The following is a 26,109-nucleotide window of genomic DNA, read 5'->3' on the forward strand; positions in this document are numbered from 1 at the left end:
ATGTCGCTAGCGGGCACCGTTGCCGCCCTTTGCGGGCCGAGCACCAGAAATCACGATTTCTGGGAAGACCTGAGCGGCAGGGTTGAAACGCTGCATGTCTTCACCAAAGTCGATGAACTGGCCGAACTTTTGCGCTGCGCAGTTCGGGTGCAGGCGATCCTCGTCGATGGGTCCGGGATGACGGTTGAGGAGTTTGTGCGCCTCACCCAGGATACGGAGCGCGTCGTGGCGGATCTCGACATTCCGCTGATCTGTCTTGTCGCGGTCTCCTTTGACAAACCCGAAGCCTTGCGCCCCGATGCAATCCTGACACATCCCGTTCCCGCTGAAACCGTGACGGCGCAGATCCGATCTCTCATACGGCTGAAAGCCCGAAGGAGGGAAAGCGACGTTCGCCTGGCTGCGCTCAAGGATCTCGGCATAGAGCCCCCGCGCCCGGTCATGCCGGTTTCCGGCGGCCAGATCGACAACCGCCCCTGCCTTATGGTGGTGGGCACGCGCGGCAACTTCTCGCATATCGAGGCGGTTCTCGGCTCCAAGATGCAGATCGTCGCGGCGCTCACCGCCGATATGGCGAACCTCTACCTGAGCTGGCGCTCGTTCGACATGGTGGTGCTTGATCAGGACAATGACGCGGCGATGGACACGCTTGTGCTGCTCCGCGCCAACCCGACGTTTTTCGACCTGCCGATCATCCTTCTGACCGAGGGGCTTGACCGGGAGACGACCAGGGAAGCTTATCTGACGCGTGCCAACGACGTTCTCACCCTGCATTCGACACGCGCGGACCTTTATCTGCGCCTGACAGCGGGCATTCGCACCCGCCGCATGGAGCGGCAGACCCAGGAAATGCTCCTTCGCAGTCAGGATGCACTGGAAAGCGCAGATGGCACGATCTCCGCGGAGGCCTTCCGACAGTACCTTCAACACGCCAAGGCTTCGGCGCAGCGCGAGCATGAGCCGCTAACGGTCGGGCGGTTGACCATCTTTCCCCTGGACGATGTCTCGGACGTTCAGCGCCCGCAGATGACCTTCGAAAAGCCCGCGCTTCGCATTATCCGTCGTCTGGTGCGCATCGAGGATCTGGCGATGCTGGTTGACGGCACCGGGCTCATCACCGTCTTTCCCGGAACACCCCGCACGGATTGCGAGATCACCATCAATCGCTTCAGCGCCGTCCTGCGAAACACGCTGGTTACGCTGGAAATCGGAGAAAAGCCGCTGCGGCTCGATGCCAGCGCCAAGCTTTCCGCCGTAAACACGCCCACATAGGCTACCTCTGCACAGGTTCAACTTGCAGGTTGCGTCTAACCTTTTCGCAACATTGTATTTTGCAACAACGCGGCAATAACACTCAGCGAAATCCCCACGTAAGATTGAGAATATTCGGCCGCTCGGGAACGCGTGTGCCTGATTGTGATTTGCTTATGCGCGTCCAGCATTGGCGCGTTACAAATTTGCCCTAATTGTACGGCTCTAATGGTTCTCGCAATATAAACCAAGAGCAACTGGGGATCGTAACGCCGGGAGGAAACAGGTCTGACCTGACAGATGCCATTGGAGACCCGGCATGGACAGTGAAACGGTTGTGGTGGATGTCATCTCGGACATCATGTGTCCGTGGTGCTTTATCGGAATGAAGCGGCTCAACGAGGCGCGCGCCGCTGCGCAGGTGCCGGTCATGGTGCGCTGGCGCCCCTTTCAGCTAGACCCCACCCTGCCGCGCGAGGGCAAGGACCGGTCGCGTTATCTCACGGACAAATTCGGCAGTGAAAGCCGGGCACAGGCCATTCTGGACCGGATTTGCGAGGCCGGGCGCGAGGCGGGCATCGCTTTTGCCTTTGACCGCATCAAGCTGTCGCCCAATACGCTCGACTGCCACCGCCTGATCCGCTGGTCGTTCCATGACAACGTGCAGGAACGTCTGGTCAACGCGCTTTTCAACGCCTACTTCGTCGAGGGCGTGGATCTCACCGACAACGCCACCCTTGCCGCGATCGCCCGGGGTTGCGGCATGGACGCTGCGCTGGTGTCCCACCTTCTTGAAACCGATACCGACATGGCCGAGACACGTGCGGAGATCGAAACGGCCCAGCAGATCGGTGTGACGGGCGTCCCTTGCTTCATTGTGAACGGGCAACATGCGGTGATGGGCGCACAGCGCTCTCAAGACCTTGCCGCGATCATCCGAAAGGCGGCGGACGAGGCGCGAAACGAAGCAAGACAAGCTCTGGATCCGGTGCCGGAAACAGACGCTGAGGCGAGCCCCCCGCGCCAACCCGCAACCGTCTAGCGGCGTTCCGGCCACAGTCGCGACGCTTAAACCACCGGAAAAAGAAAATGGCCGGCGCTTCGTGCGCCGGCCATCTGATTCAGGGGCCGTTTTTGAGGAGGCCAACGCCTCAGTCAGAGCCGATCAGGCCTTGCGCACGGAGCGGCCTGCGAACACCGCCTGCGGGCCCAGCTCTTCCTCGATGCGGATGAGCTGGTTGTACTTGGCAAGCCGGTCGGAGCGCGCCAGCGAGCCCGTCTTGATCTGACCGCAATTGGTGGCAACCGCGAGGTCGGCGATGGTGCTGTCCTCGGTCTCGCCGGAGCGGTGCGACATGACCGCGGAGTAACCCGCCGTGTGCGCGGTATGAACCGCGTCCAGCGTCTCGCTGAGCGAGCCGATCTGGTTCACCTTGATCAGGATGGAGTTGGCGACGCTTTTCTCGATGCCCTGACGCAGGCGGGCGGAGTTGGTCACGAAGAGATCGTCTCCGACGAGCTGGCAGCGGTCGCCGATCAGGTCGGTCAGGGCCTTCCAGCCTTCCCAGTCATCCTCGGCCATGCCGTCCTCGATGGAGATGATCGGGTAACGGGCCACGAGGTCGGCGTAGTAGCGGGCCATTTCTTCCGGCGCCAGAACCTTGCCCTCACCGTCGAGGTGGTACTTGCCATCCTTGAAGAACTCGCTGGAGGCCGGATCGAGAGCGAGGCACATGTCATCGCCCGGCTTGTAGCCGGCCTTCTCGATGGCTTTCAGGACGAAACCGATCGCCTCGTCGGCGGACGCCAGGCCCGGCGCGAAGCCACCCTCGTCGCCCACATTGGTGTTGTGACCGGCGTCCTTCAGGGACTTCTTGAGCGTATGGAAGACTTCCGACCCCATACGCACGGCTTCGGCGATGCTCTCCGCGCCGACCGGCATGATCATGAATTCCTGAAAGTCGATCGGGTTGTCCGCATGCGCGCCGCCATTGATGATGTTCATCATCGGCACCGGCAGGATGCGCGCGCCCGCGCCGCCCACATAGCGATAAAGCGGCAGGCCGCAGGCCTCGGCCGCCGCCTTGGCGACCGCCAGGGATACGCCAAGGATTGCGTTCGCGCCGAACCGCCCCTTGTTGGCGGTGCCGTCGAGCTCGATCATGGTCTGGTCGATGGCGATCTGGTTTTCGGCATCCATGCCGACGAGCGCCTCGAAGATCTCCGTGTCGACCGCGTTGACCGCCTTGCGCACCCCCTTGCCGAGATAGCGGGCTTCGCCGTCGCGCAGTTCAACCGCCTCATGTACGCCGGTGGATGCGCCTGAGGGCACCGCCGCACGGCCCTTGCTTCCGTCTTCCAGCAGAACATCGACCTCGACGGTCGGGTTGCCGCGGCTGTCGATGATCTCGCGACCGGTAATGTCGATGATAGCAGTCATGAAGCACTCCCGTTGATTGCCCGCGCTTGCGCCGCAGGCTTCTTGCATGAATGGGCGGGCCAGGGTTTCCCGGCCCACCAAATCGTAATCACCGGGCTCTGCGACAAGGCCCAGCCCCGGGTTTCAAAACCCCGGAATTCACGCGTCCGCGCCGTAAACCTTCTTGCCGACGCTGACATAGCTGAGGCCGGCCTCGGTCACATCTTCCGGGCGGTAGATGTTGCGCAGATCGACGATCGTGTCACCGGACATGGCCGTAGCCATCCGCTTCAGGTCGAGACCGCGATAAATGTTCCACTCGGTCAACACCGCAATGGCGTCTGCCCCTTCGGTCACCTCATAGGGCTGATCGCACCATTCCATGCCCGGCAGCAGCGGTTCGGCCTGTTCGCGCGCCTCGGGGTCATGGGCGCGCACCCGCACCCCCGCGCCCACAAGACGCGGCACGATTACAAGGCTCGGCGCATCACGAACGTCGTCCGTGTTCGGCTTGAAGGCAATGCCCAGAATGCCCACGGTCTTGCCGGCGGGATTGGGGCCAAGCGCATCGAGGATACGATCCGCCATGGCGCGCTTGCGGGCTTCGTTGACGGCGATCGTCGCCTCCACGAGAAGCTGCGGCGCGCCGTTGTTGCGGCCCGTTGCGGCGAAGGCGCTGGTGTCTTTGGGAAAGCAGGATCCGCCATAGCCGGGCCCTGCATGCAGGAACTTGGAACCGATGCGCTTGTCGAGGCCAATGCCGCTGGCGACCTGCTGAACATCGCCACCCACCCTCTCACACAGGTTGGCGATCTCGTTGATGAACGTGATCTTCATCGCAAGGAAGGCGTTGGCGGCGTATTTGGTGATTTCCGCGTTTTCCAGCGTGGTGATCACGATGGGCGTCTCGCGCAGATAGAGCGGACGGTAGAGATGGCGCATGGCCTTTTCGCCGCGCTCGTCCTCGACACCGACGATCACGCGGTCGGGACGCATGAAGTCCTCGATGGCCGAGCCTTCGCGCAGGAATTCCGGATTGGAGCAGATCGAGAAGGCAACACCGGGGCGCTCGGCGGCGATGATGTCGTGGACCTTGCGGCACGTGCCGACGACCACGGTCGACTTGATCACAACCACCGTTTCCGGACGCATGACGCGCGCGATGCGGCGGGCAGCATCAAAAACATAGCTCAGATCCGCCTCGCCATCGCCGCGACGCGACGGGGTGCCCACGGCGACAAAGACCACATCTGCTTCCGCGACGGCCTTGTCGAAATCAGTGGTGAAGGTGAGATGGCCCGCTTCATGATTGCGCGCGATCAGGTCATCGAGCCCCGGTTCATAGATGGGCGACTTCAGCTCGTTGAGCATCGCAATCTTTGCTTCGTCGATATCCACACAAGTGACATCAAAGCCGAACTCGGAAAAGCACACACCGGAAACCAGGCCAACATAGCCGGTTCCAATCATCGTTACGCGCATCGTAACCCCCAGGGGATCGGGTCAGTAACAAGGCCCTTGTCAACGGGGCCGGGAATGGGTCGTGGAGCGCAGCCGCCCGCGCCTAGAGCGCCGCTTTCGCCACGGTATCGATCGCCTTCAGCGTTTCCAGAAGGCTCTTCAGATCGTGCAGCGGCACCATATTGGGCCCATCGGAGGGCGCATTGTCCGGGTCCTGATGGGTCTCGATGAAGACACCCGCCACGCCGACAGCCGTTGCCGCACGGGCCAATACCGAAACGAACTCACGCTGACCGCCGGAAGAGGATCCCTGACCGCCCGGCTGCTGAACGGAATGGGTGGCATCGAAGATGACCGGTGCGATGTTTTGCGCCATGATCGGCAGAGCGCGCATGTCGGAGACGAGCGTATTGTAACCGAAGCTCGCGCCACGCTCGGTCTGCATCACGTTCGGATTGCCGGAATTGACCAGCTTCGCCACAACGTTGCGCATGTCCCAGGGCGCCAGGAACTGGCCCTTCTTGACGTTGATCACACGGCCGGTCTCGGCGGCGGCGACCAGAAGATCGGTCTGGCGGCAAAGGAAGGCCGGGATCTGCAGGATATCGACCACTTCCGCGATCGCGGCGCACTGGGCGGGCTCATGCACATCCGTGAGCACCGGAAGGCCGAGCGTTTCCTTGATTTCGGCAAAGACCGGCAGCGCCTTTTCAAGCCCAATGCCGCGCGCACCGGTCAGGCTGGTGCGGTTCGCCTTGTCGAAGGAGGCCTTGAACACGACCCCCATTCCCAGACTGTCGGCGATTTCCTTGATCGCGGACGCCATCTCAAGGGCATGGTCGCGGCTCTCCATCTGACAGGGGCCGCAGATGAGCGACAGCGGGAGGCTGTTCGAGAAACGGACCGATCCGGTCTCGACAATGGCATTGCAGTGCGTCACAAGTCTGCCTTTCATGAGTGCGCATCGTGAACATGCGCGACATTGACCGGACTGATAGCGCGCGTCCCGCCACTTCGCAATGGCAGGACGAAATGGGTTATCAATTCATCGCGTCGCATGGTGTAAACTGTCGGGAGCCATTCTGACAACGCCGCCGGGATCCGACGAATTCTCACGGCAGGATCGCGTTTCGCTGACAAAGGTGCTCATGTGGACATGATCGGGCGCAAACGAACCGGGAAAGCGGGTGGATTTAGGCGATGAGCAATCTGGGATCTCCTCTTCAGATCTTTGCCCGGAACACTTTTTCCATGATCCTGCGCGAGATGCGCTCAAGGTTCGGTGAGGAAAAGCTCAGCTACGCCTGGGCGCTCCTGGAACCGCTGGGCTGGGTCGCTATGATGTCCATGGTCTTTTTCGCCATGGGCTCGCACGTCCCGCCGCTCGGCGACAGCTTCCTGGTTTTCTTTACCTCAGGCATTGTGCCCTACTCGACCTATCAGTCCGTCTCCGGCTCCGTCGCCAAGGCTGTCAAACAGAACAAGCCCCTGCTGCATTTCCCGATCATCAAACCGATTGATGTCTTTGTTTCTCGGACCGTTCTCAGTACTCTGACGCAGATAACCGTCTTCTTCATCATCATCGGCGCCTATTGCGCTATATTCCGCGTTTCGCTCAAAGCCGACTGGCTTGATGTCATTATCCCGTTCGTGTTTTTGGGGATCATGGGGTTCAATGTCGGGATCGTGAATGCGGTTATCTTTTCGTATTTCAAGACCTGGGAGCACCTGTGGAGCGTGCTCACCCGGCCGCTCTTCATTCTGTCCGGCATCTTCTATACCATCGAAACGATGCCGAAAGCCGCGCAGGATATCCTTTACTGGAACCCGATCCTGCATTGCATCGAATGGATCAGATCCGGTCTTTATGGCGAATTCACCAGCAAGTTCGTCGATCTGGAATTTGTATTTCTTGTGACCTTCGGTGGCCTGTTCATAGCGCTTGCGTTGGAGCGGTTCTTTCGGCGCAAACTGCTTGACGATTGATCTTGCGAACTCGTCATACCCGTTGATTTTTGTGCCAGACTGGGCATAGCTGCAGGCGCGCCAGGGCCAAGCGCCCGCGCACCGGCGCGCCCGCGCGTGCGCCGCGCGATCCAATTCAATGCCTGTTCAGGCGGGAGTTTCTCATGAGCATACTGGTCACCGGGTCAGCCGGATTCATCGGATATCACGTGACCAGACGCCTTCTGGCGGCAGGCGAGACGGTTGTCGGGCTCGACAATCTCAACAGCTATTATGATCCAACCTTGAAGCAGACACGGCTTTCCCATCTCACCGCCAATGACCGCTTCACCGAGGCGCGCATCTCGCTGGAAGAGCGCGACAAGGTGATGGCGCTTTTCGAGGAGCACAAGCCCGACCGGGTCATCCATCTGGCCGCCCAAGCGGGCGTACGCTATTCGCTGGAAGCGCCTCAGACCTATGTTGATTCCAACATCACCGGCTTCCTCTCCATTCTGGAAGCCGCGCGCACCTTCAAGACGGGCCATGTGGTCTTCGCGTCCACCTCTTCCGTCTTCGGGCTCGACGGCGCCATGCCGCTGTCCACGCATCGCGGCGGCAATCATCCGGTTTCCTTCTATGCGGCGACCAAGAAGGCCAACGAGGCGATGGCGCATTCCTATGCGCATCTCTTCCGCATTCCGCTGACGGGTCTGCGTTTCTTCACCGTCTATGGCCCTTGGGGCCGCCCGGACATGGCGCTGTTCAAGTTCACCAAGGCGATCCTCGCGGACGAGCCGGTTGACCTCTACAACAACGGCGACATGGTGCGCGATTTCACCTTCGTGGATGACATCGTGGAGGGCATCGTGCGGATCGCTGACAAACCTGCGACACCTGCCCAGGACTGGGATCCGCAGACGATGGATCTGGCGACCAGTTCCGCGCCCTATCGGATCTTCAACATCGGCAATTCGCAGCCGGTGCAGCTTCTCGATTATCTGGACGCCATCGAGAAGGCGGTGGGAAAACCCGCGATCCGCAATCTCATGCCCATGCAGCCGGGCGACGTGGCCGCAACATGGGCCGACACGACCGACCTGGAGGCCGCCACAGGCTTCAAGCCCGCAACCCCGGTGGAAATCGGTGTGAAGGCTTTCGTGGACTGGTATCGGGACTATTATGGCGTCTGATCAGAACAAACCCCAGATCTCCGTCATCGGGCTCGGCTATGTCGGCTTGCCGGTCGCGGCAGCCTTTGCGCTGTCCGGCTACCATGTGACGGCCTTCGATATCGATGCCCGTCGAATTTCCGAGCTCAAGCGAGGTCACGATCACACTGGCTCGGTGCCGCGCGAGGCTATTGCCTGCCCTCATCTCCATTTCACCGATGACGCCTCGGATCTCGCCGCTGTCGATATCCATATCGTCGCCGTGCCGACCCCCATCGACGGAGCGAAACAGCCTGACCTGCGCCCCCTTGTCTCCGCGGCGAAAACGCTTGCCCCGCATCTGAAGGCGGGCGCCATCGCGGTCTTTGAATCGACCGTCTATCCCGGCGCCACGGAAGAGGTTGTCGTGCCGCTTCTGGAAAAAGGCTCCGGGCTGAGGCTCGGACAGGATTTCGAGGTCGGCTATTCGCCGGAACGGATCAATCCCGGCGACCCCATGCGGGATTTCAAGACGATTTCCAAGATCGTCTCGGCCAGCTCCGACACCGCCACCGCAACGCTGGAAGAGCTTTACGGGTCGGTTATCGAGGCCCCGATCCATGTGGCTCCCTCCATTCGCGTGGCAGAAGCCGCAAAGGTCATCGAGAACACCCAACGTGACCTCAACATTGCGCTCATGAACGAGCTGTCAGTGGTCTTTCATACGCTCGGCATCGATACGCGCGACGTGCTGGAAGCGGCTGGCACGAAGTGGAATTTCCTGAATTTCCAGCCCGGCCTCGTCGGCGGCCACTGCATCGGGGTCGACCCCTACTACCTGACCCACAAGGCGTTGGCGATCGGACATACGCCGCAAGTTGTGCTCGCGGGGCGCGGTATCAATGAATCCATGGCAGGCTTCGTCGCCACCAGCGTCGTTCAGGAAGCCGCAAGCCTCGGGCTTGCCGGACCGCTCACGGTCACGATCCTCGGCATCACCTACAAGGCAGACGTGCCCGACACCCGCAACTCCAAGGTGGTGAACCTCGTTCGCGCGCTGGAGAAATTCGGCGCGAAGGTTCAGGTCATCGACCCGATGGCGGATCCGGCGCAGACAAGGGAAGAATACGGCCTGTGCCTGGTGGCCGCCGCCGAAGCTGCGCCTGCGGATGCGGTGGTTCTGGCCGTGCCGCACAAGGCGTTTTCGCAAAGCGGGGCCGACTGGCCGCTGGTCGCTTCCTTCCTGAAGGAAACCGGCGGCGTTGTGGCGGACATCCCGGCCAAGCTCCCCCGCGAAGACACACCGCAGAACGTCCGGCTCTGGCGGCTCTAGCGCGACAAGGGTCGCTCGGTGCGCGGTGGCTACAGAGCCGCCATATCGCCTTTGGCCCAGCCTTCCTTGACCTCGGCCTTGTAATCCTCGAAACGCCCCGCCTCAATGGCGTCCCGGATACCCTGCATCAGGCTTTGATAGTAATGCAGGTTGTTCCAGGTCAGCAGCATGCCGGCCAGCCCCTCACCCGCACGCACCAGATGGTGCAGATAGGCGCGCGAATAGGTGTTGGCGGCCGGGCATGAAGAAAGCTCATCCAGAACGCGGTGATCCTCCGCGTGGCGGGCGTTCTTCAGGTTGATCTTGCCAAAACGCGTATAGGCAAGGCCATGACGGCCTGCGCGGGTGGGCATGACGCAATCGAACATGTCGACGCCGCGCGCCACCGACTCGATGATATCGTCCGGCGTGCCGACGCCCATCAGGTAACGCGGCTTGTTCTGGGGAAGTCCGGGAGTGGTGATGTCGAGCATAGCCAGCATCACGTCCTGCGGCTCGCCCACGGCCAGTCCGCCGATGGAATAGCCCTCGAACGGCATATCGGACAGCTCTTGCGCTGACTTCACCCGAAGATCCGCCACGTCACCGCCCTGTACGATGCCATAAAGCCCCTGCCCCTTGGCCGGACCACCCATCTTCTCGAACTGCACACGCGAGCGCTCCGCCCAGCGCAGCGACAGTTCCATCGCGCGCTGAACTTCCTTGCGATCTGCCGGAAGCCGCAGGCATTCGTCGAGCTGCATCTGGATATCGGAGCCGAGCAGCCCCTGAATCTCGACCGACCGTTCCGGCGTCATCTCGTGCCGAGACCCGTCGATATGGCTCTGGAAGGTCACGCCCTTCTCAGTGAGTTTTCGGATCTGGGCCAAGGACATGACCTGAAATCCGCCACTGTCGGTCAGGATCGTGTGCGGCCAGTTCATGAATTTGTGCAGCCCACCCAGTTTCGCCACGCGTTCGGCGGTCGGGCGCAGCATCAGGTGATAGGTATTCCCCAGCACCACGTCGGCGCCAAGCTCGCGTACCTGTTCCGGGTACATGGCCTTGACGGTTCCTTGCGTGCCCACGGGCATGAAGGCAGGTGTGCGCACCTCGCCATGCGGGGTCTTCACCGTGCCACGCCGCGCCTTGCCGTCGGTGGTGATGAGAGAAAAGGAAAAGGGATCGCAGGTCATCTCGTCACCTCGGGGAACAGCAAAGAAGAATCGCCATAGGAATAGAAGCGATATCCGGTCGCAATGGCGTGGGCATAGGCGCGGTGCATGGTCTCGAAGCCCGCGAAGGCGGAGACAAGCATGAACAGCGTGGAACGCGGCAGGTGGAAGTTGGTCATCAGCATGTCCACCGCACGGAACCGGTAGCCCGGCGTGATGAAGATATCTGTCGGTGCGTGAAAGGGCCGGATGATGCCATCCTCGCCGGCGGCGCTTTCCAGAAGCCGCAGGCTGGTGGTGCCGACCGCAACAATGCGTCCGCCTCGCGCGCGCACCGCGTTCAACGCATCGGCGGTTGCCGCATCCACCTCGCAAAGCTCCGAATGCATGCGATGGTCGGCCACATCATCGACCTTGACAGGCAGGAACGTGCCCGCGCCCACATGGAGCGTCACGAAATGCTCCTCAATGCCGTTTTCGCGCAGGCGGGACAGTAGGTCATCTGTGAAATGCAGCCCACCTGTGGGGGCCGCGACCGCGCCTTCGTGGCGGGCGTAGACGGTCTGGTAGTCCTTGCGGTCCTCCGCATCCTCGCCACGCTTGGAGGCGATATAGGGCGGCAGAGGAATGTGACCGCATGTGGCAATCGCGATGTCGAGATCGGGGCCGGAAAGATCGAAGGCGAATTCCACTTCGCCTGCCTCGCCCTTCTCAACCACTCTGGCGTCGAGCTGCCCTGCCGCGCACATGGTCCCGTCCTGCGTTCCAAAGCGCACCGTTTCGCCGACGCGCAGCTTCTTGGCGGGACGCACGAAGGCGCGCCAGCGGTCGGCGGCAACGCGCATATGCAGGGTGACACCGATCCGCGCAATGTTCCCCTCGCGCTCGCGCGTTCCCTCAAGCTGCGCCGGGATCACCTTGGTGTCGTTGAAGACCAGGGCATCACCGGGTCTGAGGTGGTTCACCAGATTGGCGACGGTGTCGTCGCTCAGTTCCGGATCATGGCCCGGGCGCACGATGAGCTGGCGGGCGCTGTCGCGTGGGCGGGCGGGCCTCAGCGCGATGCGGTCCTCGGGCAACTCGAAGTCAAAATCATCTACACGCATTGGGGCACGTTTCAGAGGCCTGAACCGGGGCGTCGCATCGCAACGGCGGAATTTGGGGGAAAGTGTTCAAGGGCGCTGTCTAAGCCTCGGGAGGCTGGCGGTCAACATGCAAGCGGCGGCGCGAGGATGCCCCGCGCCGCCGCTTGATCTCGCTGCAAGGATGGCTTTCAGCCTCAGGCGGCGTCGGCCGCAACCTTGACGGAGACGATATTGTCCGGGTCGCGCACGGGCTCGCCGCGCTTGATCTGGTCCACGTTTTCCATGCCTTCGATGACCTTGCCCCAGACCGTGTACTGGCCGTTCAGCCAGGTGCTGTCGGCAAAGCAGATGAAGAACTGGCTGTCGCCGGAATTGGGGTCGGCGGCACGGGCCATGGAGACGGTGCCACGCACATGCGGCTCGGAGGAGAACTCCGCCTTCAGCTTCTTGCCGGAACCGCCGGTGCCGAGGCCCTGCGGGCAGCCGGTCTGGGCCATGAAGCCATCGATCACGCGATGGAAGACGATGCCGTCATAGAAGCCATCGCGAACAAGCTCCTTGATGCGCGCGACGTGGCCGGGCGCAAGGTCGGGGCGCATTTCGATGACGACGGGGCCCTTGGAGGTTTCCATGAGCAGCGTGTTTTCAGGATCCTTGATGTCGGCCAAAGCCTTATCCTCTCAATTATGCCGTTGGTCGGGCTCGGTTTGTCTGCGTCGGCCTTATTTCAGGTCGGCCTCAACGCGCATGCTGATGATCTTGTCGGGGTTTGCGGGCGGCTCGCCGCGCGCGATCTTGTCGACACTTTCCATACCGGAGACGACCTCCCCCCATACGGTGTATTTCCCATCCAGGAAATGACCCGGTGCGAACATGATAAAGAACTGCGAATTCGCGCTATCGGGCTTGGACGAACGGGCCATGCCCACGGTCCCGCGCTCAAACGGAACCTTGGAGAATTCGGCCGGAATGTCGGGAAGCTCGGAACCACCCATGCCAGTGCCGGTCGGATCGCCCGTCTGCGCCATGAAGCCGCTGATGACGCGGTGGAAGACGATGCCGTCATAAAACTTCTGACGCACCAGCTTCTTGATCTGCGCCACATGCTTGGGCGCAACGTCGGGAAGCATCTTGATGACGACCGGTCCGTCCTTCAGCTCAAGGATGAGCGTGTTTTCCGGGTCGGTGTCCTGGGCACGCACGGCGCCGGTGAATGCCATGGCAAGCGCGGCGGCAAAGATAAAGCTGCGAAGCACGTGGGAATCTCCTGGTTTAAGAATCGTCGGACGCCTGTCCGTTTGGCTTCAAGGCGTCCGGTCGGCCCACTCTCAGTTGCCGAGTTTGCGGGCAAGCTCGCGAACGACGCTCGCAGGCGCCAGGGGCGAGACGTCGCCACCCATGCCTGCGATCTGGCGCACAAGCGTGGCAGCGATATGGCGCACTGTCGGCGAGGCCGGCAGAAAGACCGTATGCACATCCGGCGCGATCGCACCATTCGTGCCCGCCATCTGCATTTCGTAGTCGAGATCCGTTCCATCACGCAGACCGCGGATCAGCAAGCTCGCGCCTTGCGCGCGCGCCGCTTCCACAACGAGATTGTCAAAGGCAACGACCTCGATGCGCGCGGCGTCGGCGCCGAAGCTCTCCTGCGCCACCGTGTGGATCATCTCACGCCGCTCCTCAAGAGAAAAAAGCGGCTTCTTGCCGGGATGGATGCCTATGGCCACAACGACGCGATCCGCCAGCGCAAGCGACTGGCGCAGGATATCGATATGGCCGTTCGTGACCGGGTCGAAGGAGCCGGGATAAAGCGCGGTGCGTGTCATGCTCCTTCTCTAAAGACCTCTCCGCGCGGAAACAACATCGGAAATGCCCGTTTTGACAGGTTCCCGCCTATGGCACCTCCCTCCCCCTGCCCAGAACGCGCGCGCCTCCTGCGACAGACCGGGCCGCAACGCCCCTCTTGCTGGCCAACCCCAGAGGTTCCAACGTCTCCCACAGACGATCCTTTCATACGCATGAAACCGGATGGCCCATTCCTGGAACGCCTATTCCCCAATGATTCCATCGTCTCCCAGGTACTTCTCGCCAAATCTGACAGTGACTTCTGTGCAACACACAATATTTTTATGTTCGTTGGGCGCAGTTTTTGTTGTATAGTTGCTTTCATGCCAGGGAGGCGATAAAAATGAGCAAAGCATGGATCCTGGCGGTCGGAGCAGTACTAGGCAGCTCGGCTCTTCTTATCGCTGGCATCGGTGAGCCTCCGGCCCCCGAGACTGGCGCCATAAGCAAGGGCGACCGCCTACAGATGGAGTTTTCAGTTGCCTGTGGGTCCGGCGTCGTCTCAGACGTCGGAAGTGGCTGCGAAAGCCTTGCCAGCCGCGTCTCATGGACGAAACCCGGTGTGGACTTCCACACCACATCCTATCAAGCCGACGCAACCACGACCGTCTTGGTCAAGCGCCGGATTGAGCGGTGATCCGCTGTCCCTTAACGGTGGATTTCCTGACCCCAAGCGGCGACATGTTTCCCCGGCATGTCGCCGCATTTTGTTTGGGGTGCCCCCCTCCCTTCCCAAGGCCGGGTCGACACAGCCAAGAACGCGAGCGCACACACTTCCAAGAAGAGGCCGCAAACCCGCTGCGCCACTCGGACTGCGCACAAAAAAGGCCGGAGCACCGCCCGGCCTGATCCACATTCAATTGTGAAATGCCTAATTAGGCACAATCGCGATCAATGCGACTGAGGTATGTGCCCACCGCTCTCCGGCCGGATCTCGGCGACCATCAGCCCCTTGGGACCCTCGCCGAAACGAACCATGACGGTCTGACCGGGACGCAGTTCGGCGATGCCAAAGCGGCGCAGCGTTTCCATATGGACGAAGATATCCGGCGTCCCATCCCCGCGGGTCAGGAAGCCGTAGCCCTTTATCCGATTGAACCACTTCACCATGGCACGCTCGAAGCCACCGTCGGGCGTCACCTGCACATGGGTGCGCGAGGGGGGAAGCTGGGAAGGATGAACGGCCGTGGATTCGTCCATGGACAGCACGCGAAACGCCTGCAGCCCCTTGGGACGGTCGAGAACCTCGCAAACGACGCGCGCGCCCTCGTAAGCAGTCTGAAAGCCGTCGCGCCTCAGGCAGGTGACGTGGAGAAGAACATCCGCACCGCCATCGTCGGGTACAATGAAACCATACCCCTTACCGACATCAAACCACTTGATGGTCCCTGCGATCTCACGGACATCGACGGCAGAATCGTCAAGTTCCGTCCGATCTTCAAATGGACTCAAGTCCGAAACTAGCTTGACCCCCATTTGATCTCCGCCCCGTATCCAATCCACACCACACAAGTACGCTGGCGCACTGATTCCGAGATCAAAGGATAGCATTCAGCGCCCGAACTGCCAGCGCAAATCGTGAAAAAATCGCAAATTTCTCCCACTCAATACGTCAAATCACGCAATTCCCCCAAGAAATGCTCCTATACTGCCCCGCAATACAAGCTCCGCAACGTCATCAAGCGGGGTCGGATCGCGATTGATAATCACGAGGTGTGCGCCCTGCCTGGCGGCAATCACCGGTAACGATGCCGCTGGCTGAACCTGAAGAGAAGAACCGGCCACAAGAAAGAGATCGCAGGTCTCTGAGAGCATCAAGGCCTTCTGCATCTCATCCACAGGCATTGCCTGACCGAAATTGATGACCGCGGACTTGACCAGTCCGCCGCAATCGTCGCAGCGCGGAGACTGCCCTGTTTGCTCGATCCGTGTGCGAACAACGCCCAGCTCCTGACGCGCCTCGCATTCGAGGCAGGCGCCGTATGTCGCGTTGCCATGAAGCTCCACCACCCGCTCGGGCGTGCAGCCGGAACGCTGGTGCAGGCCGTCGATATTCTGGGTGATCACGGCCATCACCTTGTGTTGCTGCTGCAACCTGGCGATGGCGATGTGTCCGGCATTGGGTTCGGCCGCGTCGAACTGCTCGTTCATCTCGAAACGACGATCCCAGTCCTCCAGCCGCGTTGCCTCGTCAGAGACGAATTCATCGAACTGGATTTCCTTTTTGCGCGTCCAGATCCCGCCGGGACTGCGGAAGTCGGGAATACCGGATTCGGTCGAGATGCCTGCGCCCGTAAAGACCACGCAACGGCGGCTTTCCTCGATCAATCGGGACAAGCTTTCCCGACCGGCATTGATGTCGGTTACGACTGTCATATCTTGAACTTCGCGCCCCAGGCTTCCACAGTCGGACGGATTCATCATGACCGTCCCGGCTCAAGGGCACAGTCATCGACCTAATGTCATTCCAGATCAAGAGAGCCCACATGCGGTATCTTCACACAATGGTTCGTATTGCCGATATCGACGCGGCACTGGATTTCTACTGCAACAAGTTTGGACTGAAGGAGGTCAATCGTAAGGAAAGCGAAGCCGGCCGCTTCACGCTCATCTTCCTTGCCGCCCCCGGCGACGAGGCCTCCGGGCGCAGCCATTCCGCGCCGTTGCTGGAGCTCACCTACAACTGGGACCCGGAAACCTATACCGGCGGGCGCAACTTCGGACACCTGGCTTATGAGGTCGACGATATCTACGAGACCTGCAACCGCCTCATGAAAGCGGGTGTCACCATCAACCGTCCGCCGCGCGACGGACGCATGGCCTTCATCCGCTCGCCGGACAACATTTCCATCGAGCTTCTGCAAAAGGGCGATTCACTGCCCGCTCAGGAACCGTGGGCGTCGATGGAAAACACCGGCGAGTGGTGACGATAAAGCCGCGCCAAAAGCGACTTTTCGATAAAAGCCTACAACCCGGTCGTTTATGACGACCGGGCTCCACCCTCCCGAACCCAAGCTTTTCTGCGACTTCTGGCGAGTTATCCAGAGCCTTTGGAAAAGATTGACCGGAAAGCGAGACACCCCTTGCGGGGACAGAAAAACCTCACTATAAACCCGCCCACAAGCCGCGGACGACGCGGTTCTTGGGCGCCCATCGTCTAGCGGTTAGGACGCCGCCCTTTCACGGCGGAAACAGGGGTTCGATTCCCCTTGGGCGTACCACCCTCTCTTTTTCTCCCGACATGTCAGCTTTCGTTTCGCGCAATGCAGACCGCATTGATCGCGCGTTTTTGCGTTTGCGCGTGGGGGGCTGTCTCTGCGTTCGTTTGGGCGTCGGAGTGTGTATGGGGGCGACGTTCTTGGAACGTGCGGCATATCCTTCGAGACGCCTGCTGACGCAGGCTCCTCAGGATGACGTTATCGTGTTGATGGTTCCGGGCTGATGGTTCCGGGACGGTAGCTCTTCTGGATGCCCGCCACACCCCACAACGTCATCCTGAGGAGCGGTCGCAAGACCGCGTCTCGAAGGATCGGCCACATTCTCAAACCTCCCCTGCCCCACAAACGAAAACGCCTCCCGCGAAGGCTCGCGAGAGGCGCATGTGGCATCTAATACGTTCGCCCCGCTCAGGCGCAATTCACCGCCTCGTGGCCCGCAGCGCCTGTGCAATAACCGTCCACGAGTTCGCCCGGCAGATCGAGGGCGCGCAGGTATTCGAGCGCTTGTTCCGGCGCGATCTCGCCATCGAGCAACGCACGATAGGTCTCGCCGACCGAAATCATGTCGAAGGTGTGCGGGGAGACGCGCAGGCGGGACAGCCCCGAGGCCTCCATATCCTCGCGGTTCGGCACATAGGCCTGCACACCATGCGACATGGTCTGGATGCCATTGGCGGCGAGGAAGGGCTGACCGTCAATGGTTTCCACATCGAGCCCGTCCGGATCCTGATCGCAGATGAAACGGCAGGAATCCTTGTGAAGGCCGTGCAAGCGTGCGTGATAGCAACGGCTTGAGAGGGCCAGCGGCAAGCGTCCGAAGGCGAAGGCCTCGAATTCCACCTCAGGGCATGCTTTCGCCATGGCGGAGACTGTTGCCATGGGCAACTCCACCGGCAGGCAGATCGTACGCGCCCCGCGTGACGCCATCACGCGGACGGTTCCCTCATTATAGACATTCACCAGCGGACCAACGACGAAGGGCTTACCGGCGCGACCGGAGAGCGCCGTGACATCGTTGATCTCCACAAGACGGTCGTCGTCTTCGCAGATGGCCAGAACGCTCTTGCGCTCCCGCTTGGTGGCGGGAAGCGCCAAGGCAGAGACCACGACCTCCTTGCCCGCCGCTTCCAGCATCTCGATCAGATCCGGCCAGACGCGGTCTGTGAAGGGCATGCGCTTGCCGCACACGACCTCGCCCAGATGCACGCGGTCATAGGCAGAGCTTTCCGCGATCCCAGCGTAGAATTCGCGCAGACGCTCTTCGCTCCAGTTGAACAGAACCGGGCCCAGCGTGAGACCAAAAGACTTCATCTCGCTCATCTCCACTGCTTCCGGTATGCGCCCGAGGTTTGACGTCCGCCCTCAACGAGGCCCGCCAGAATGCGTTCGGCCTCCACCGGATCACGGCCAGCTTCCAGCGCATCAACGGCGGCGCGGAATGTGCGGACCACCTCCGCGACATAGCCCTTGCCGCGCTGACGGCCCTCGATCTTAAAGGCGATCACCCCCGCGTCGGCCAGACGACCGAGCAGACCGGCGGCATTGAGGCTGACGGGATCTTCAAACAGGTGACAGGTCTTGCCCCCGGCCTTGAAGCTGCCCTTGCACAGCGTCGGGTAGCCCGCGGCCTCATCGCGCGCGAAACGGTCGATAGTGAAGCCCGCAAGCTTCACGGTCGTCCCCTCGGCATCTTCCACATATTCGACATGCTCGGGAGGCGAACACACGCCCGACAGGTTCGGCGAGCGGCCGGTCGCATAGGAGGACAGAGCACACCGGCCTTCGGTCATCGGGCAAAGCCCGCCGAAGACGAAAGCTTCCGTCTCAACGTCGATCTCGGCATTGAGCTTGGCAATTTCCTCCACCGAAAGGACGCGCGGCATGACCACACGCTTCACGCCGAAGGTGCGGGCGTAGAAATCGATCGCTTCCGGCGTGTTGGCGGCAGCCTGGACCGACAGATGCAGGCGCAGGCCCGGATGTTTGTTGGCCGCGTGATCCAGCACGGCCATGTCGGCGACAATCACCGCATCGGCTCTGGCTTCTTCGGCAACGGCCAGTGCCTTTGCCCAGGGCGCAAAGGAATCCGCCTTGGGGAAAGTGTTGATGGCGACCAGCACTTTCGCGCCATGGTCGTGAGCGTATTGAACGCCCTTGGCCATTTCTGCAGGCGAAAAATTCAGTCCTGGAAAGTTCCGCGCATTGGTCTCGTCAGCAAAGCCGCAATAGACCGCATGCGCACCGGCATCCACCGCCGCACGCAACGCGGACGGCGTGCCGGCAGGGCAAACGAGTTCTAAGGCCATGTATCAGGCTCCGGCAGGATGGGGAGGAAGATCGTTCGGTTCAGAAGTCGCATCGCCAGCCCCGTCACGGCTCGCCATGCGTTGAAGCATCGCGATGGCGCGCAGAACACCGGCATCGGCGTATTGGCCCGCCTTGCCGCTGACGCCGAGCAGATCGGAAGGACGCAGTTCGGCCTCTTCGATTGCGTTGCGCAGGGCCAGAAGCGCATCGGTGCGACCGCGCACGGAGATCACGCGATTGAAGAAAAGCGCATCACCATCCAGCGACCCGTCGAGCAGCCCCAGAAGGCTGAGAAGCGGACCTTCGATATAAACGTCGCCGCGGGTCTGCGGCAGCACCAGTTTCACCCCTCCCCGCCAGCGATGCGGCACGACGGAAAAGGCGTAATCGAGATCGGTGGGACGTACGATGAAGGTGCATCGCGAATGGACGCCGAGGCGTTCGAAAAGCTCCGGGCGACGCTCGGCAAGCGAGCGCAAGGCCCGCGTCAGAACCATTTCGAGCGGCCATGAGGGAAGAGCTGCGGCGAGCCTGCGGAACGGACGCGGCAACTCAGGCGATTGATTATCGAGCATACGACTCTCCTGTCGCCCTTGCGATAATGCCCTACCGGGAGGGTGTAAATGCGCCATCGCAAAGCGATTTCAATTGCGATAAGGCAGGGTCGCCTCGAATCTGGGACCCCATTACATGCACAGACGCAGCCTTCCTCCCTTCCCCGATCTGCGCAGTTTTATCAGGCATCTGGACGACCGCGGAGATGTCCGGACAATTGATGCGCCCGTGGACATGGCGCTTGAAGCGACCGAGATACATCGCCGTGTGATCAAGGCGGGGGGCCCTGTCCTGCGCTTCGCCAAGCCGCAGGTTTGCGGCCAAATCTCGCCGGTTCCCGTTATCGCCAACCTGTTCGGAACGCAGGAACGCGTCGCCATGGGCATGGGCACGGACGTGCAAGGGCTTACCGCACTGGGCGAGATGATGGCCTGGATGCGTTCGCCAACCCCGCCCGCCTCATTGCGTGAGGCACAAGCGCTGTTTCCAGCCGCCAAAGCGGCCCTCAAATCGCGCCCGAAAGTGGTGCGCGACACGGTGCCGCAGGTGGAGTTTCCCCCTGATTTGAGCCTGCTTCCGATCCAGACCTGCTGGCCGGGAGATGCGGGTCCGCTGATCTCGTGGCCACTCATCGTGACCCGTCCGCCGGGCAAGGACGACCCGGCGCGGTACAATCTGGGCGTCTACCGCATGCAGGTTCTGGAAAAGGACCGCGCGATCATGCGCTGGCTCTCCATGCGCGGCGGCGCGGGCCATCATGCGCAATGGGCGAAGACGGGCGAGGAAACGCCTGCGGCCATTGTCATTGGCGCGGCCCCGTCGACCATCCTGTCCGCCGTCATGCCCGCGCCGGAAGGCATCAGCGAGTTTGCGCTCTCAGGCATACTGGGCGGCCAGCGCGCCCAGCTTGTGCCCTGCAAGACCATTCCGCTGCACGTGCCTGCGGAAGCGGAGATCGTTCTGGAGGGAACGGTTTCCCATACCGAGACCGCCATGGAGGGGCCCTTCGGCGATCACACCGGCTATTACAACGCCGCCGAGCCCTATCCCGTCTTCAAGCTGCGCCACATCCGCTTCCGGGAAGGCGCGTCCTATCTGACGACGTTTACGGGCCGCGCACCGGACGAGCCGTCCGTCATGGCGGAAGCGATGGCGGAGATCTTCCTACCGCTCCTCAAGAAGGACATTCCGGAGATCAAGGACCTGTGGCTCCCCCCGGAAGCCTGTTCCTATCGCATCGCGGTTCTGGCCATCGACAAGCGTTATGCCGGCCAGGCGCGGCGCGTGATGATGGGGCTCTGGTCGCTCCTGCCGCAATTCACCATGACCAAGCTTCTGATCGTGGTGGACGACGACATCGACATCCGCTCATGGGACGACGTGATGTGGGCGGTGGCAACCCGCATGGACCCTTCGCGCGATCTGATGACGGTGGACCGCACGCCCATCGACCACCTGGATTTCGCCTCGGTGCTGGAGGGTCTCGGCGGCAAGCTCGGGATTGATGCCACCCGCAAGATCGGCAGCGAAACGGATCGCGCGTGGGGCGAGATGCTGAAGATGGACAAGGACGTCGTCAAGCGCGTCGAGGAACGCTGGGGCGAGCTGTTTCCCGAGAAGTGAGTGTCGGATGGGGTTCGGCCACCCCCTCGAAACGCCCCTCACCCCATAGAAAAGGGGCGGCATTCGCAGGATGCCACCCCTTCATTCCTTCGGTTAGTCGGACCCGCAGGCTCAGGCCATCGGCCAGCTCTTCGCCACCATGGTCAGCACGTCGTACTGAGCGACCACCTCGCCGCCGTCGCGGGTTACGGTGCAGTCCCAGCGGACTTCACCGTAATCCTCGCTCTCGCGGACGGTGATCTGCTTGGCCGTCAATTGCACCTGAAGCGCGTTGCCCGCGTAGACCGGCGCCATGAAACGCAGGTTGTCGACGCCGTAATTCGCCAGAACCGGGCCCTCGTCCGGCTGCACGAAGAGACCCGCCGCAAAGGAAACGATCAGGTAGCCATGCGCCACGCGACCGTCGAAGAACGGGTTCCGCTCTGCGGCCGCCTGATCCATGTGGGCGTAGAACGTGTCGCCGGTGAATTCGGCGAAATGCTCGATGTCCTCAAGCGTCACCACGCGGCTCTCGGTGACGATCGTGTCGCCAAGTTCCAGTTCGGCCAGCGACTTGCGGAAGGGATGCGGGCCTTCGGTGTTGCGCGCAGCTCCCGGCATCCACTTGCCCGCAACGGCGGTGAGAAGATCCGGCGTTCCCTGAAGCGCGGTACGCTGCATGAAATGGAAGACGGCACGGATGCCGCCAAGCTCCTCGCCACCGCCCGCACGCCCCGGACCGCCATGCACAAGTTGTGCGAGCGGCGAGCCGTGTCCAGTAGAGGTTTTCGCCGACCCGCGGTTGCCAAACATCACGCGACCATGAAGCTTGGCGATGCCAAGGCCCAGCGCCTTGGCGTTGGCCGGATCGTTGGTGAAAACCGACGCCACCAGCGAACCGGAGCCGCGATTGGCGATCGCAACCGCATCCTCAAGGCTCTCATAGGGCATGAGCGTGCAGACCGGACCGAAGGCTTCCACCTCGTGCGGGATGGTCGCCGTCATCGGATCCTTGCAGACCAGCAGGCACGGCGCGATGAAGGCCCCGCCTTCCACCGGCGGCTCATCGGGATTACCGACGACAATCTCGGCTTCCGTGGCGAGCTTGTGAACCGCGCCGCGCACGTCCTCAAGCTGCGCCATGGAGGCGAGTGGGCCCATGCGGGTGTCCTTGTCCGCAGGATCGCCGATCGTCGTCTTGGCGATGCGCGCACGCAACGCCTCGACAACCGCGTCGAGATGCGCGGCAGGCACGATGGCGCGGCGGATGGCCGTGCATTTCTGGCCCGCCTTCGCCGTCATTTCGCGATGGACTTCCTTAACGTAAAGATCGAACTCCTCCGTGCCCGGCACCGCATCGGGCGCAAGGATGGAGGCGTTCAGGCTGTCGGCCTCCGCGGTGAAACGAACCGAGTTCTCCACGATGGCGGGCGTCTGGCGCAGTTTGCGCGCGGTCGCAGCCGATCCGGTGAAGGTCACCACGTCCTGACAGGTGACGTGATCGAGCAGATCGCCCGTGGAGCCACAGACAAGCTGCAGCGCGCCTTCCGGCAGGAGCCCCGTTTCCAGAATGCGGCGCACCACCAGTTCGGTCAGATATGCCGTCTGGCTGGCGGGCTTCACGATGGCCGGCATGCCGGCAAGCCAGGTCGGGCCAAGCTTTTCAAGCATGCCCCAGACGGGAAAGTTGAAGGCGTTGATGTGGATCGCCACGCCTTCCAGCGGGGTGAAGATGTGCTGACCGATGAAGCTGCCGTCCTTGGACAGGATTTCAGGCTTGCCGTCAGGAATGACGAAGCCGTTCGGCAGTTCGCGGCGGCCCAGCGAAGCGTAGCTCAGCATGGTGCCGATGCCGCCTTCGATATCGACCCAGCTGTCGGAACGGGTCGCGCCCGTTGCGGAGGAAAGCTCGTAGAACTCCTCCTTCATCTCCAGAAGCTTCAAGCCGATGGCCTTCATCATCAAGGCGCGCTCGTGGATGCGCAGGGCGCGTAGGGCGGGAGACCCCACCTTGCGGCCATAGTCGAGCGCTTCCTTCATGTCGATGCCGGACGTCGTCAGACGGGCGACCGGGCGACCGGTCGCGGCATCATTGACCAGGCTCCCCTCGCCAGCGCCCTCCTGCCAGCGGCCTGCGAGATAACTCCCAAGCCGAACCGGCTCGCTGCGTTCGAGCATGTCAGTGTCCTTCGTATTCAATCGTGATTTCATCGGTTACCGGATAGGACTGGCAGGTGAGGACGACACCGCGTTCCACCTCGTAATCCTCCAGTGCGAAGTTCTGCGCCATTTCCACCTCGCCGGACTTCACCCGCGCCATACAGGTGGAGCACACGCCGTTGCAGCAGGAATGCGGAGCATCGATGTCATGCTCGCGCGCGGCCTCCAGAACGGACTGGCCCTTGCGCGGCATCTCAAAGCTGTGCGGTGTGCCGTCGATGATGATGGTCGCCTTGACCATGTCACCGGCAGCGCGCGCGGCGTCGGCATCGGCCTGACGCTTGGCGCGGCCCGGCTGGGCAGCCCCGAAGAGCTCGAACTTGATGCGCTCCTTGGCCATACCGGCTTCCTGAAGCGCCTCGGAAACGCCTTCCATCATGCCCTGCGGGCCGCAGATGAAAGCAAGCTCCGCGTCTTCCGGCTGCACCCATGACCCGAACAGCGCCTTGCACTTGTCCTTATCGATGCGACCGGAGAAGAGCTCGATCTCCTGCGCCTCGCCGGAAAAAATGTGCACCACGTTGAAGCGGGCAAGATACCGGTCCTTCAGGTCGCCGAGTTCGGAGCGGAACATGACCTGCGAGGCGGAACGGTTGCCGTAGACAAGAGTGAATTCGGCATTGGCATCGCCTTCCAGGATCGACTTCACGATGGACAGGATCGGCGTGATGCCGGAGCCTGCGGCAAAGCCGATATAACAGTGCCCATCGGTGCCCGCGGTCACCCCGAAGCGCCCTTGCGGGGGCATGGCTTCCAGCGTGTCGCCGACATGAATGTCGGACTTGGCAAAGCTTGAGAACGCACCGCCGCCCACGCGCTTGATGCCGACCTTGAGGACCCCCTCACCGAGGCCTGCGCAAATGGAATAGCTGCGGCGCAGTTCCTCGCCGTCGAAATCCTTGCGGAAGGTCAGGTACTGGCCGGGCGTGAAGTGAAAACGGTCAACGTCCTCGGGCCTTGGAGCCAGCGTGAGCACGACGGCGTCGCGTGTATCGTGGGCGACGTCGGTGACGGTCAGGGGATAGAAATCGCTCATCTCAGATCGCCTTGAAGTAGTCGAAGGGTTCCATGCAGGCGTTGCAGCGAAACTGCGCCTTGCAGGGTGTGGAACCGCGCGGACTTATGTTTACGGTGTCATCGGACCCGCAATGCGGACAGACCACGTGCTGCGCTTTCAGCATTCCGGCGCAGTTGGCCGCCGCGACCGCGGGCGGGGCGATGCCATAGGCGCGAAGCTTCTCGCGCCCCTCGGCACTGATCCAGTCGGTCGTCCAGGCAGGCGACAGCTGCTGGCGGATCTCCACCTTCTCCGCCCCGCGCTTCAAAAGCGCGGTCTCGATATCGAGTGCGATGACGGAGGTCGCCGGGCAGCCGGAATAGGTGGGCGTGACCGTGACCACCAGCTTGTCGTCCTCGTAGCCGACATCGCGGATGATGCCGAGATCGGCCAGCGAGATCGCCGGGATTTCCGGGTCCGGAATCTCTCCGAGCCAGGACCAGACTATGTCTGTTGCGGGCTGCATGACCGGCCTACCAGGTCACACCGGGATAGGTCCGCTGGAGATATTGCATCTCCGACAGGATGTATCCCATGTGCTCCGAGTGGAGGCCGTTGCGCCCGCCGGTGCGCGACAGCTCGACTTCCGGCATCTCCAGCCTGGCCGCGGCGAAGGTCGCCGCCGTTTCCGCCCGGAATGATGCCGCAACCGTCTCCGGATCCGGGATGACGCCTTGCGCCAGAAGCACCTCGTCTGCCTGATCGGTCGCCAAAAGGTCGGCGACGAATGGCCAGAGCATGTTCAGCGCGCCCTGCATGCGGGCATTGCTTTCCGTCGTGCCATCTCCGAGCCCAATCACCAGATCGCGCGAGCGGTCGATGTGATAGCGCACTTCCTTCACGACCTTCTCCGCGATCGCGGCGACCCGCTTGTCGCTTGAAGCCGTCAGGCCATCGAGCATTGGCAGATGCCAGGCATCGAAGAGATACTGGCGCATCAGGGCGACGGCAAAGTCGGTATTGGGCTGCTCCACCAGCAGGCAGTTCAGGAACTGGCGCTCGGTCCGCAGGAAGGCCAGGTCGTCGGCGGAGCGCCCCTTGCCTTCAATCTCACCGGCCAGCTTGAGCCAGAGCTGGGTCTGGCCGATCAGGTCGAGCCCCATGTTGGCAAAGGCGATATCTTCTTCCAGCACCGGGGCGTGGCCACACCACTCCCCCGTGCGCTGGGCAAGGATGAGCGCGTTGTCGCCCATGCGCATGCAGAATTTCAGCAAGGGATCCATTACATCGCCCCCACTTCCTTGGGGATGTCGAAGAAGGTCGGGTGACGGTAGACCTTGCTCTGCGACGGCTCGAAGAGCTGACCGGCTTCTTCCGGCGAGGACGCGGTGATCTCGTTGGAGGGCACCACCCAGATGCTCAGGCCTTCGTTGCGACGGGTGTAGACGTCACGCGCATTGCGGATCGCCATTTCGGCGTCCGGTGCATGCAGGCTGCCAACATGGCGATGCGACAGGCCGTGCTGACCGCGGATGAAGACTTCCCAAAGGGGCCATTCGTTCGACAT

The 26,109-nt window shown here is 61.9% G+C and carries 25 protein-coding genes and 1 tRNA gene; 8 read left to right on the forward strand and 18 right to left on the reverse strand.

What is annotated here, in order from left to right; genetic code table 11:
- Positions 1-1,272: a hypothetical protein gene (locus tag ABGM93_RS06660; protein WP_321504583.1), complete on the forward strand. Its 1,272-nt coding sequence runs from the start codon at positions 1-3 to the stop codon at positions 1,270-1,272.
- A 298-nt stretch (positions 1,273-1,570) separates the two neighbouring features.
- Complete coding sequence (locus tag ABGM93_RS06665) at positions 1,571-2,293, forward strand: DsbA family oxidoreductase (RefSeq protein WP_321504585.1); 723 nt, start codon at positions 1,571-1,573, stop codon at positions 2,291-2,293.
- A gap of 123 nt (positions 2,294-2,416) precedes the next feature.
- Here the strand turns inward: ABGM93_RS06665 and eno are convergent, their stop codons facing one another.
- The 3 genes from eno to kdsA all read right to left on the reverse strand — a co-directional run bounded on the left by eno (position 2,417) and on the right by kdsA (position 6,086).
- The gene (gene eno / locus ABGM93_RS06670) at positions 2,417-3,691 is read right to left on the reverse strand and encodes a phosphopyruvate hydratase (protein WP_321504587.1); all 1,275 of its coding nucleotides are present in this window, start codon (positions 3,689-3,691) and stop codon (positions 2,417-2,419) included.
- Between the two features lie 138 nt (positions 3,692-3,829).
- Positions 3,830-5,152, reverse strand: a complete 1,323-nt coding sequence (locus tag ABGM93_RS06675; RefSeq protein WP_321504589.1) for a UDP-glucose/GDP-mannose dehydrogenase family protein — start codon at positions 5,150-5,152, stop codon at positions 3,830-3,832.
- 82 nt (positions 5,153-5,234) lie between these two features.
- A complete protein-coding gene (gene kdsA / locus ABGM93_RS06680) occupies positions 5,235-6,086 on the reverse strand; it encodes a 3-deoxy-8-phosphooctulonate synthase (protein WP_321504591.1) in 852 nt (283 codons plus the stop codon).
- 245 nt (positions 6,087-6,331) lie between these two features.
- On the opposite strand from kdsA, the gene ABGM93_RS06685 reads away from it, so the two are divergent.
- From ABGM93_RS06685 to ABGM93_RS06695, 3 genes are all read left to right on the forward strand, one after another.
- Positions 6,332-7,117: an ABC transporter permease gene (locus tag ABGM93_RS06685; protein WP_321504593.1), complete on the forward strand. Its 786-nt coding sequence runs from the start codon at positions 6,332-6,334 to the stop codon at positions 7,115-7,117.
- 143 nt (positions 7,118-7,260) lie between these two features.
- A complete protein-coding gene (locus tag ABGM93_RS06690) occupies positions 7,261-8,268 on the forward strand; it encodes an NAD-dependent epimerase (RefSeq protein WP_321504595.1) in 1,008 nt (335 codons plus the stop codon).
- Positions 8,258-9,559, forward strand: coding sequence for a nucleotide sugar dehydrogenase (locus tag ABGM93_RS06695; protein WP_321504597.1), 1,302 nt, complete (start codon positions 8,258-8,260; stop codon positions 9,557-9,559). Before ABGM93_RS06690 ends, ABGM93_RS06695 begins: the two co-directional genes overlap by 11 nt.
- Before the next feature lie 29 nt (positions 9,560-9,588).
- Here the strand turns inward: ABGM93_RS06695 and tgt are convergent, their stop codons facing one another.
- The 7 genes from tgt to ABGM93_RS06730 form a co-directional block, all read right to left on the reverse strand.
- On the reverse strand, positions 9,589-10,734 hold the full coding sequence (tgt, locus tag ABGM93_RS06700; protein ID WP_321504599.1) for a tRNA guanosine(34) transglycosylase Tgt: 1,146 nt from the start codon (positions 10,732-10,734) through the stop codon (positions 9,589-9,591).
- Positions 10,731-11,819, reverse strand: coding sequence for a tRNA preQ1(34) S-adenosylmethionine ribosyltransferase-isomerase QueA (gene queA / locus ABGM93_RS06705; protein WP_321504601.1), 1,089 nt, complete (start codon positions 11,817-11,819; stop codon positions 10,731-10,733). Before queA ends, tgt begins: the two co-directional genes overlap by 4 nt.
- Positions 11,820-11,992: 173 nt before the next feature.
- Positions 11,993-12,457: a peptidylprolyl isomerase gene (locus ABGM93_RS06710; protein WP_319774258.1), complete on the reverse strand. Its 465-nt coding sequence runs from the start codon at positions 12,455-12,457 to the stop codon at positions 11,993-11,995.
- A 63-nt stretch (positions 12,458-12,520) separates the two neighbouring features.
- Positions 12,521-13,018 carry a peptidylprolyl isomerase gene (locus ABGM93_RS06715; protein WP_321338173.1) on the reverse strand — a complete coding sequence of 166 codons (498 nt, stop codon included), beginning with the start codon at positions 13,016-13,018 and terminating at the stop codon, positions 12,521-12,523.
- Positions 13,019-13,126: 108 nt separating this feature from the next.
- Complete coding sequence (gene coaD, locus ABGM93_RS06720) at positions 13,127-13,624, reverse strand: pantetheine-phosphate adenylyltransferase (RefSeq protein WP_321504602.1); 498 nt, start codon at positions 13,622-13,624, stop codon at positions 13,127-13,129.
- A 910-nt stretch (positions 13,625-14,534) separates the two neighbouring features.
- Positions 14,535-15,119: a cold-shock protein gene (locus tag ABGM93_RS06725; protein ID WP_321504604.1), complete on the reverse strand. Its 585-nt coding sequence runs from the start codon at positions 15,117-15,119 to the stop codon at positions 14,535-14,537.
- A gap of 141 nt (positions 15,120-15,260) precedes the next feature.
- Positions 15,261-16,019, reverse strand: coding sequence for a Sir2 family NAD-dependent protein deacetylase (locus ABGM93_RS06730; protein ID WP_321504606.1), 759 nt, complete (start codon positions 16,017-16,019; stop codon positions 15,261-15,263).
- A 110-nt stretch (positions 16,020-16,129) separates the two neighbouring features.
- Between ABGM93_RS06730 and ABGM93_RS06735 the strand changes: the two genes are divergently transcribed.
- Positions 16,130-16,570 (forward strand): VOC family protein, encoded by a 441-nt coding sequence (locus tag ABGM93_RS06735; RefSeq protein WP_321504608.1) that lies wholly within the window; start codon positions 16,130-16,132, stop codon positions 16,568-16,570.
- 219 nt (positions 16,571-16,789) lie between these two features.
- Positions 16,790-16,864, forward strand: a tRNA-Glu gene (locus tag ABGM93_RS06740).
- Between the two features lie 405 nt (positions 16,865-17,269).
- Here ABGM93_RS06740 and ABGM93_RS06745 read toward each other — a convergent pair.
- Genes ABGM93_RS06745 through ABGM93_RS06755 form a run of 3 tightly spaced genes read right to left on the reverse strand, consistent with a single transcriptional unit; the run spans position 17,270 to position 19,743 of the window.
- The gene (locus tag ABGM93_RS06745) at positions 17,270-18,181 is read right to left on the reverse strand and encodes a U32 family peptidase (protein WP_321504610.1); all 912 of its coding nucleotides are present in this window, start codon (positions 18,179-18,181) and stop codon (positions 17,270-17,272) included.
- Positions 18,178-19,167 (reverse strand): peptidase U32 family protein, encoded by a 990-nt coding sequence (locus ABGM93_RS06750; RefSeq protein WP_321504612.1) that lies wholly within the window; start codon positions 19,165-19,167, stop codon positions 18,178-18,180. The genes ABGM93_RS06745 and ABGM93_RS06750 overlap by 4 nt, the downstream gene beginning before the upstream one ends.
- 3 nt (positions 19,168-19,170) lie before the next feature.
- On the reverse strand, positions 19,171-19,743 hold the full coding sequence (locus tag ABGM93_RS06755) for a lipid carrier (protein WP_319774102.1): 573 nt from the start codon (positions 19,741-19,743) through the stop codon (positions 19,171-19,173).
- 115 nt (positions 19,744-19,858) lie between these two features.
- Between ABGM93_RS06755 and ABGM93_RS06760 the strand changes: the two genes are divergently transcribed.
- On the forward strand, positions 19,859-21,346 hold the full coding sequence (locus ABGM93_RS06760; RefSeq protein WP_321504617.1) for a UbiD family decarboxylase: 1,488 nt from the start codon (positions 19,859-19,861) through the stop codon (positions 21,344-21,346).
- 111 nt (positions 21,347-21,457) lie between these two features.
- Here the strand turns inward: ABGM93_RS06760 and paaZ are convergent, their stop codons facing one another.
- The 5 genes from paaZ to paaB are packed head-to-tail and all read right to left on the reverse strand — an operon-like array spanning position 21,458 to position 26,109.
- On the reverse strand, positions 21,458-23,503 hold the full coding sequence (gene paaZ / locus ABGM93_RS06765; RefSeq protein WP_321504619.1) for a phenylacetic acid degradation bifunctional protein PaaZ: 2,046 nt from the start codon (positions 23,501-23,503) through the stop codon (positions 21,458-21,460).
- 1 nt (position 23,504) lies between these two features.
- Entirely contained in the window at positions 23,505-24,581 is a 1,077-nt protein-coding gene (locus tag ABGM93_RS06770; RefSeq protein ID WP_321504621.1) for a ferredoxin--NADP reductase, read from the reverse strand.
- A 1-nt stretch (position 24,582) separates the two neighbouring features.
- On the reverse strand, positions 24,583-25,068 hold the full coding sequence (paaD, locus tag ABGM93_RS06775; protein ID WP_321504623.1) for a 1,2-phenylacetyl-CoA epoxidase subunit PaaD: 486 nt from the start codon (positions 25,066-25,068) through the stop codon (positions 24,583-24,585).
- A 7-nt stretch (positions 25,069-25,075) separates the two neighbouring features.
- Complete coding sequence (gene paaC / locus ABGM93_RS06780; protein ID WP_321504625.1) at positions 25,076-25,825, reverse strand: 1,2-phenylacetyl-CoA epoxidase subunit PaaC; 750 nt, start codon at positions 25,823-25,825, stop codon at positions 25,076-25,078.
- Positions 25,825-26,109 carry a 1,2-phenylacetyl-CoA epoxidase subunit PaaB gene (gene paaB, locus ABGM93_RS06785; protein WP_319774108.1) on the reverse strand — a complete coding sequence of 95 codons (285 nt, stop codon included), beginning with the start codon at positions 26,107-26,109 and terminating at the stop codon, positions 25,825-25,827. The genes paaC and paaB overlap by 1 nt, the downstream gene beginning before the upstream one ends.

The sequence above is a fragment of the Breoghania sp. genome (assembly GCF_963674635.1).
In the GTDB taxonomy this organism is placed as follows: Bacteria; Pseudomonadota; Alphaproteobacteria; order Rhizobiales; family Stappiaceae; genus Breoghania.

Bases quoted from the DNA above. Each gene is read 5' to 3' on its own strand.
- ABGM93_RS06725 (WP_321504604.1), bottom strand. From the start codon at position 15,119: ATGGGGGTCAAGCTAGTTTCGGACTTGAGTCCATTTGAAGATCGGACG.
- tgt (WP_321504599.1), bottom strand. From the start codon at position 10,734: ATGACCTGCGATCCCTTTTCCTTTTCTCTCATCACCACCGACGGCAAG.
- queA (WP_321504601.1), bottom strand. From the start codon at position 11,819: ATGCGTGTAGATGATTTTGACTTCGAGTTGCCCGAGGACCGCATCGCG.
- ABGM93_RS06690 (WP_321504595.1), top strand. From the start codon at position 7,261: ATGAGCATACTGGTCACCGGGTCAGCCGGATTCATCGGATATCACGTG.
- ABGM93_RS06675 (WP_321504589.1), bottom strand. From the start codon at position 5,152: ATGCGCGTAACGATGATTGGAACCGGCTATGTTGGCCTGGTTTCCGGT.
- paaZ (WP_321504619.1), bottom strand. From the start codon at position 23,503: ATGCTCGAACGCAGCGAGCCGGTTCGGCTTGGGAGTTATCTCGCAGGC.
- ABGM93_RS06695 (WP_321504597.1), top strand. From the start codon at position 8,258: ATGGCGTCTGATCAGAACAAACCCCAGATCTCCGTCATCGGGCTCGGC.
- ABGM93_RS06665 (WP_321504585.1), top strand. From the start codon at position 1,571: ATGGACAGTGAAACGGTTGTGGTGGATGTCATCTCGGACATCATGTGT.
- eno (WP_321504587.1), bottom strand. From the start codon at position 3,691: ATGACTGCTATCATCGACATTACCGGTCGCGAGATCATCGACAGCCGC.
- ABGM93_RS06760 (WP_321504617.1), top strand. From the start codon at position 19,859: ATGCACAGACGCAGCCTTCCTCCCTTCCCCGATCTGCGCAGTTTTATC.
- ABGM93_RS06685 (WP_321504593.1), top strand. From the start codon at position 6,332: ATGAGCAATCTGGGATCTCCTCTTCAGATCTTTGCCCGGAACACTTTT.
- coaD (WP_321504602.1), bottom strand. From the start codon at position 13,624: ATGACACGCACCGCGCTTTATCCCGGCTCCTTCGACCCGGTCACGAAC.
- ABGM93_RS06730 (WP_321504606.1), bottom strand. From the start codon at position 16,019: ATGACAGTCGTAACCGACATCAATGCCGGTCGGGAAAGCTTGTCCCGA.
- paaB (WP_319774108.1), bottom strand. From the start codon at position 26,109: ATGTCGAACGAATGGCCCCTTTGGGAAGTCTTCATCCGCGGTCAGCAC.
- kdsA (WP_321504591.1), bottom strand. From the start codon at position 6,086: ATGAAAGGCAGACTTGTGACGCACTGCAATGCCATTGTCGAGACCGGA.
- ABGM93_RS06735 (WP_321504608.1), top strand. From the start codon at position 16,130: ATGCGGTATCTTCACACAATGGTTCGTATTGCCGATATCGACGCGGCA.
- paaC (WP_321504625.1), bottom strand. From the start codon at position 25,825: ATGGATCCCTTGCTGAAATTCTGCATGCGCATGGGCGACAACGCGCTC.
- ABGM93_RS06660 (WP_321504583.1), top strand. From the start codon at position 1: ATGTCGCTAGCGGGCACCGTTGCCGCCCTTTGCGGGCCGAGCACCAGA.
- ABGM93_RS06770 (WP_321504621.1), bottom strand. From the start codon at position 24,581: ATGAGCGATTTCTATCCCCTGACCGTCACCGACGTCGCCCACGATACA.
- ABGM93_RS06755 (WP_319774102.1), bottom strand. From the start codon at position 19,743: ATGCTCGATAATCAATCGCCTGAGTTGCCGCGTCCGTTCCGCAGGCTC.
- ABGM93_RS06745 (WP_321504610.1), bottom strand. From the start codon at position 18,181: ATGAGCGAGATGAAGTCTTTTGGTCTCACGCTGGGCCCGGTTCTGTTC.
- ABGM93_RS06715 (WP_321338173.1), bottom strand. From the start codon at position 13,018: ATGGCATTCACCGGCGCCGTGCGTGCCCAGGACACCGACCCGGAAAAC.
- ABGM93_RS06750 (WP_321504612.1), bottom strand. From the start codon at position 19,167: ATGGCCTTAGAACTCGTTTGCCCTGCCGGCACGCCGTCCGCGTTGCGT.
- paaD (WP_321504623.1), bottom strand. From the start codon at position 25,068: ATGCAGCCCGCAACAGACATAGTCTGGTCCTGGCTCGGAGAGATTCCG.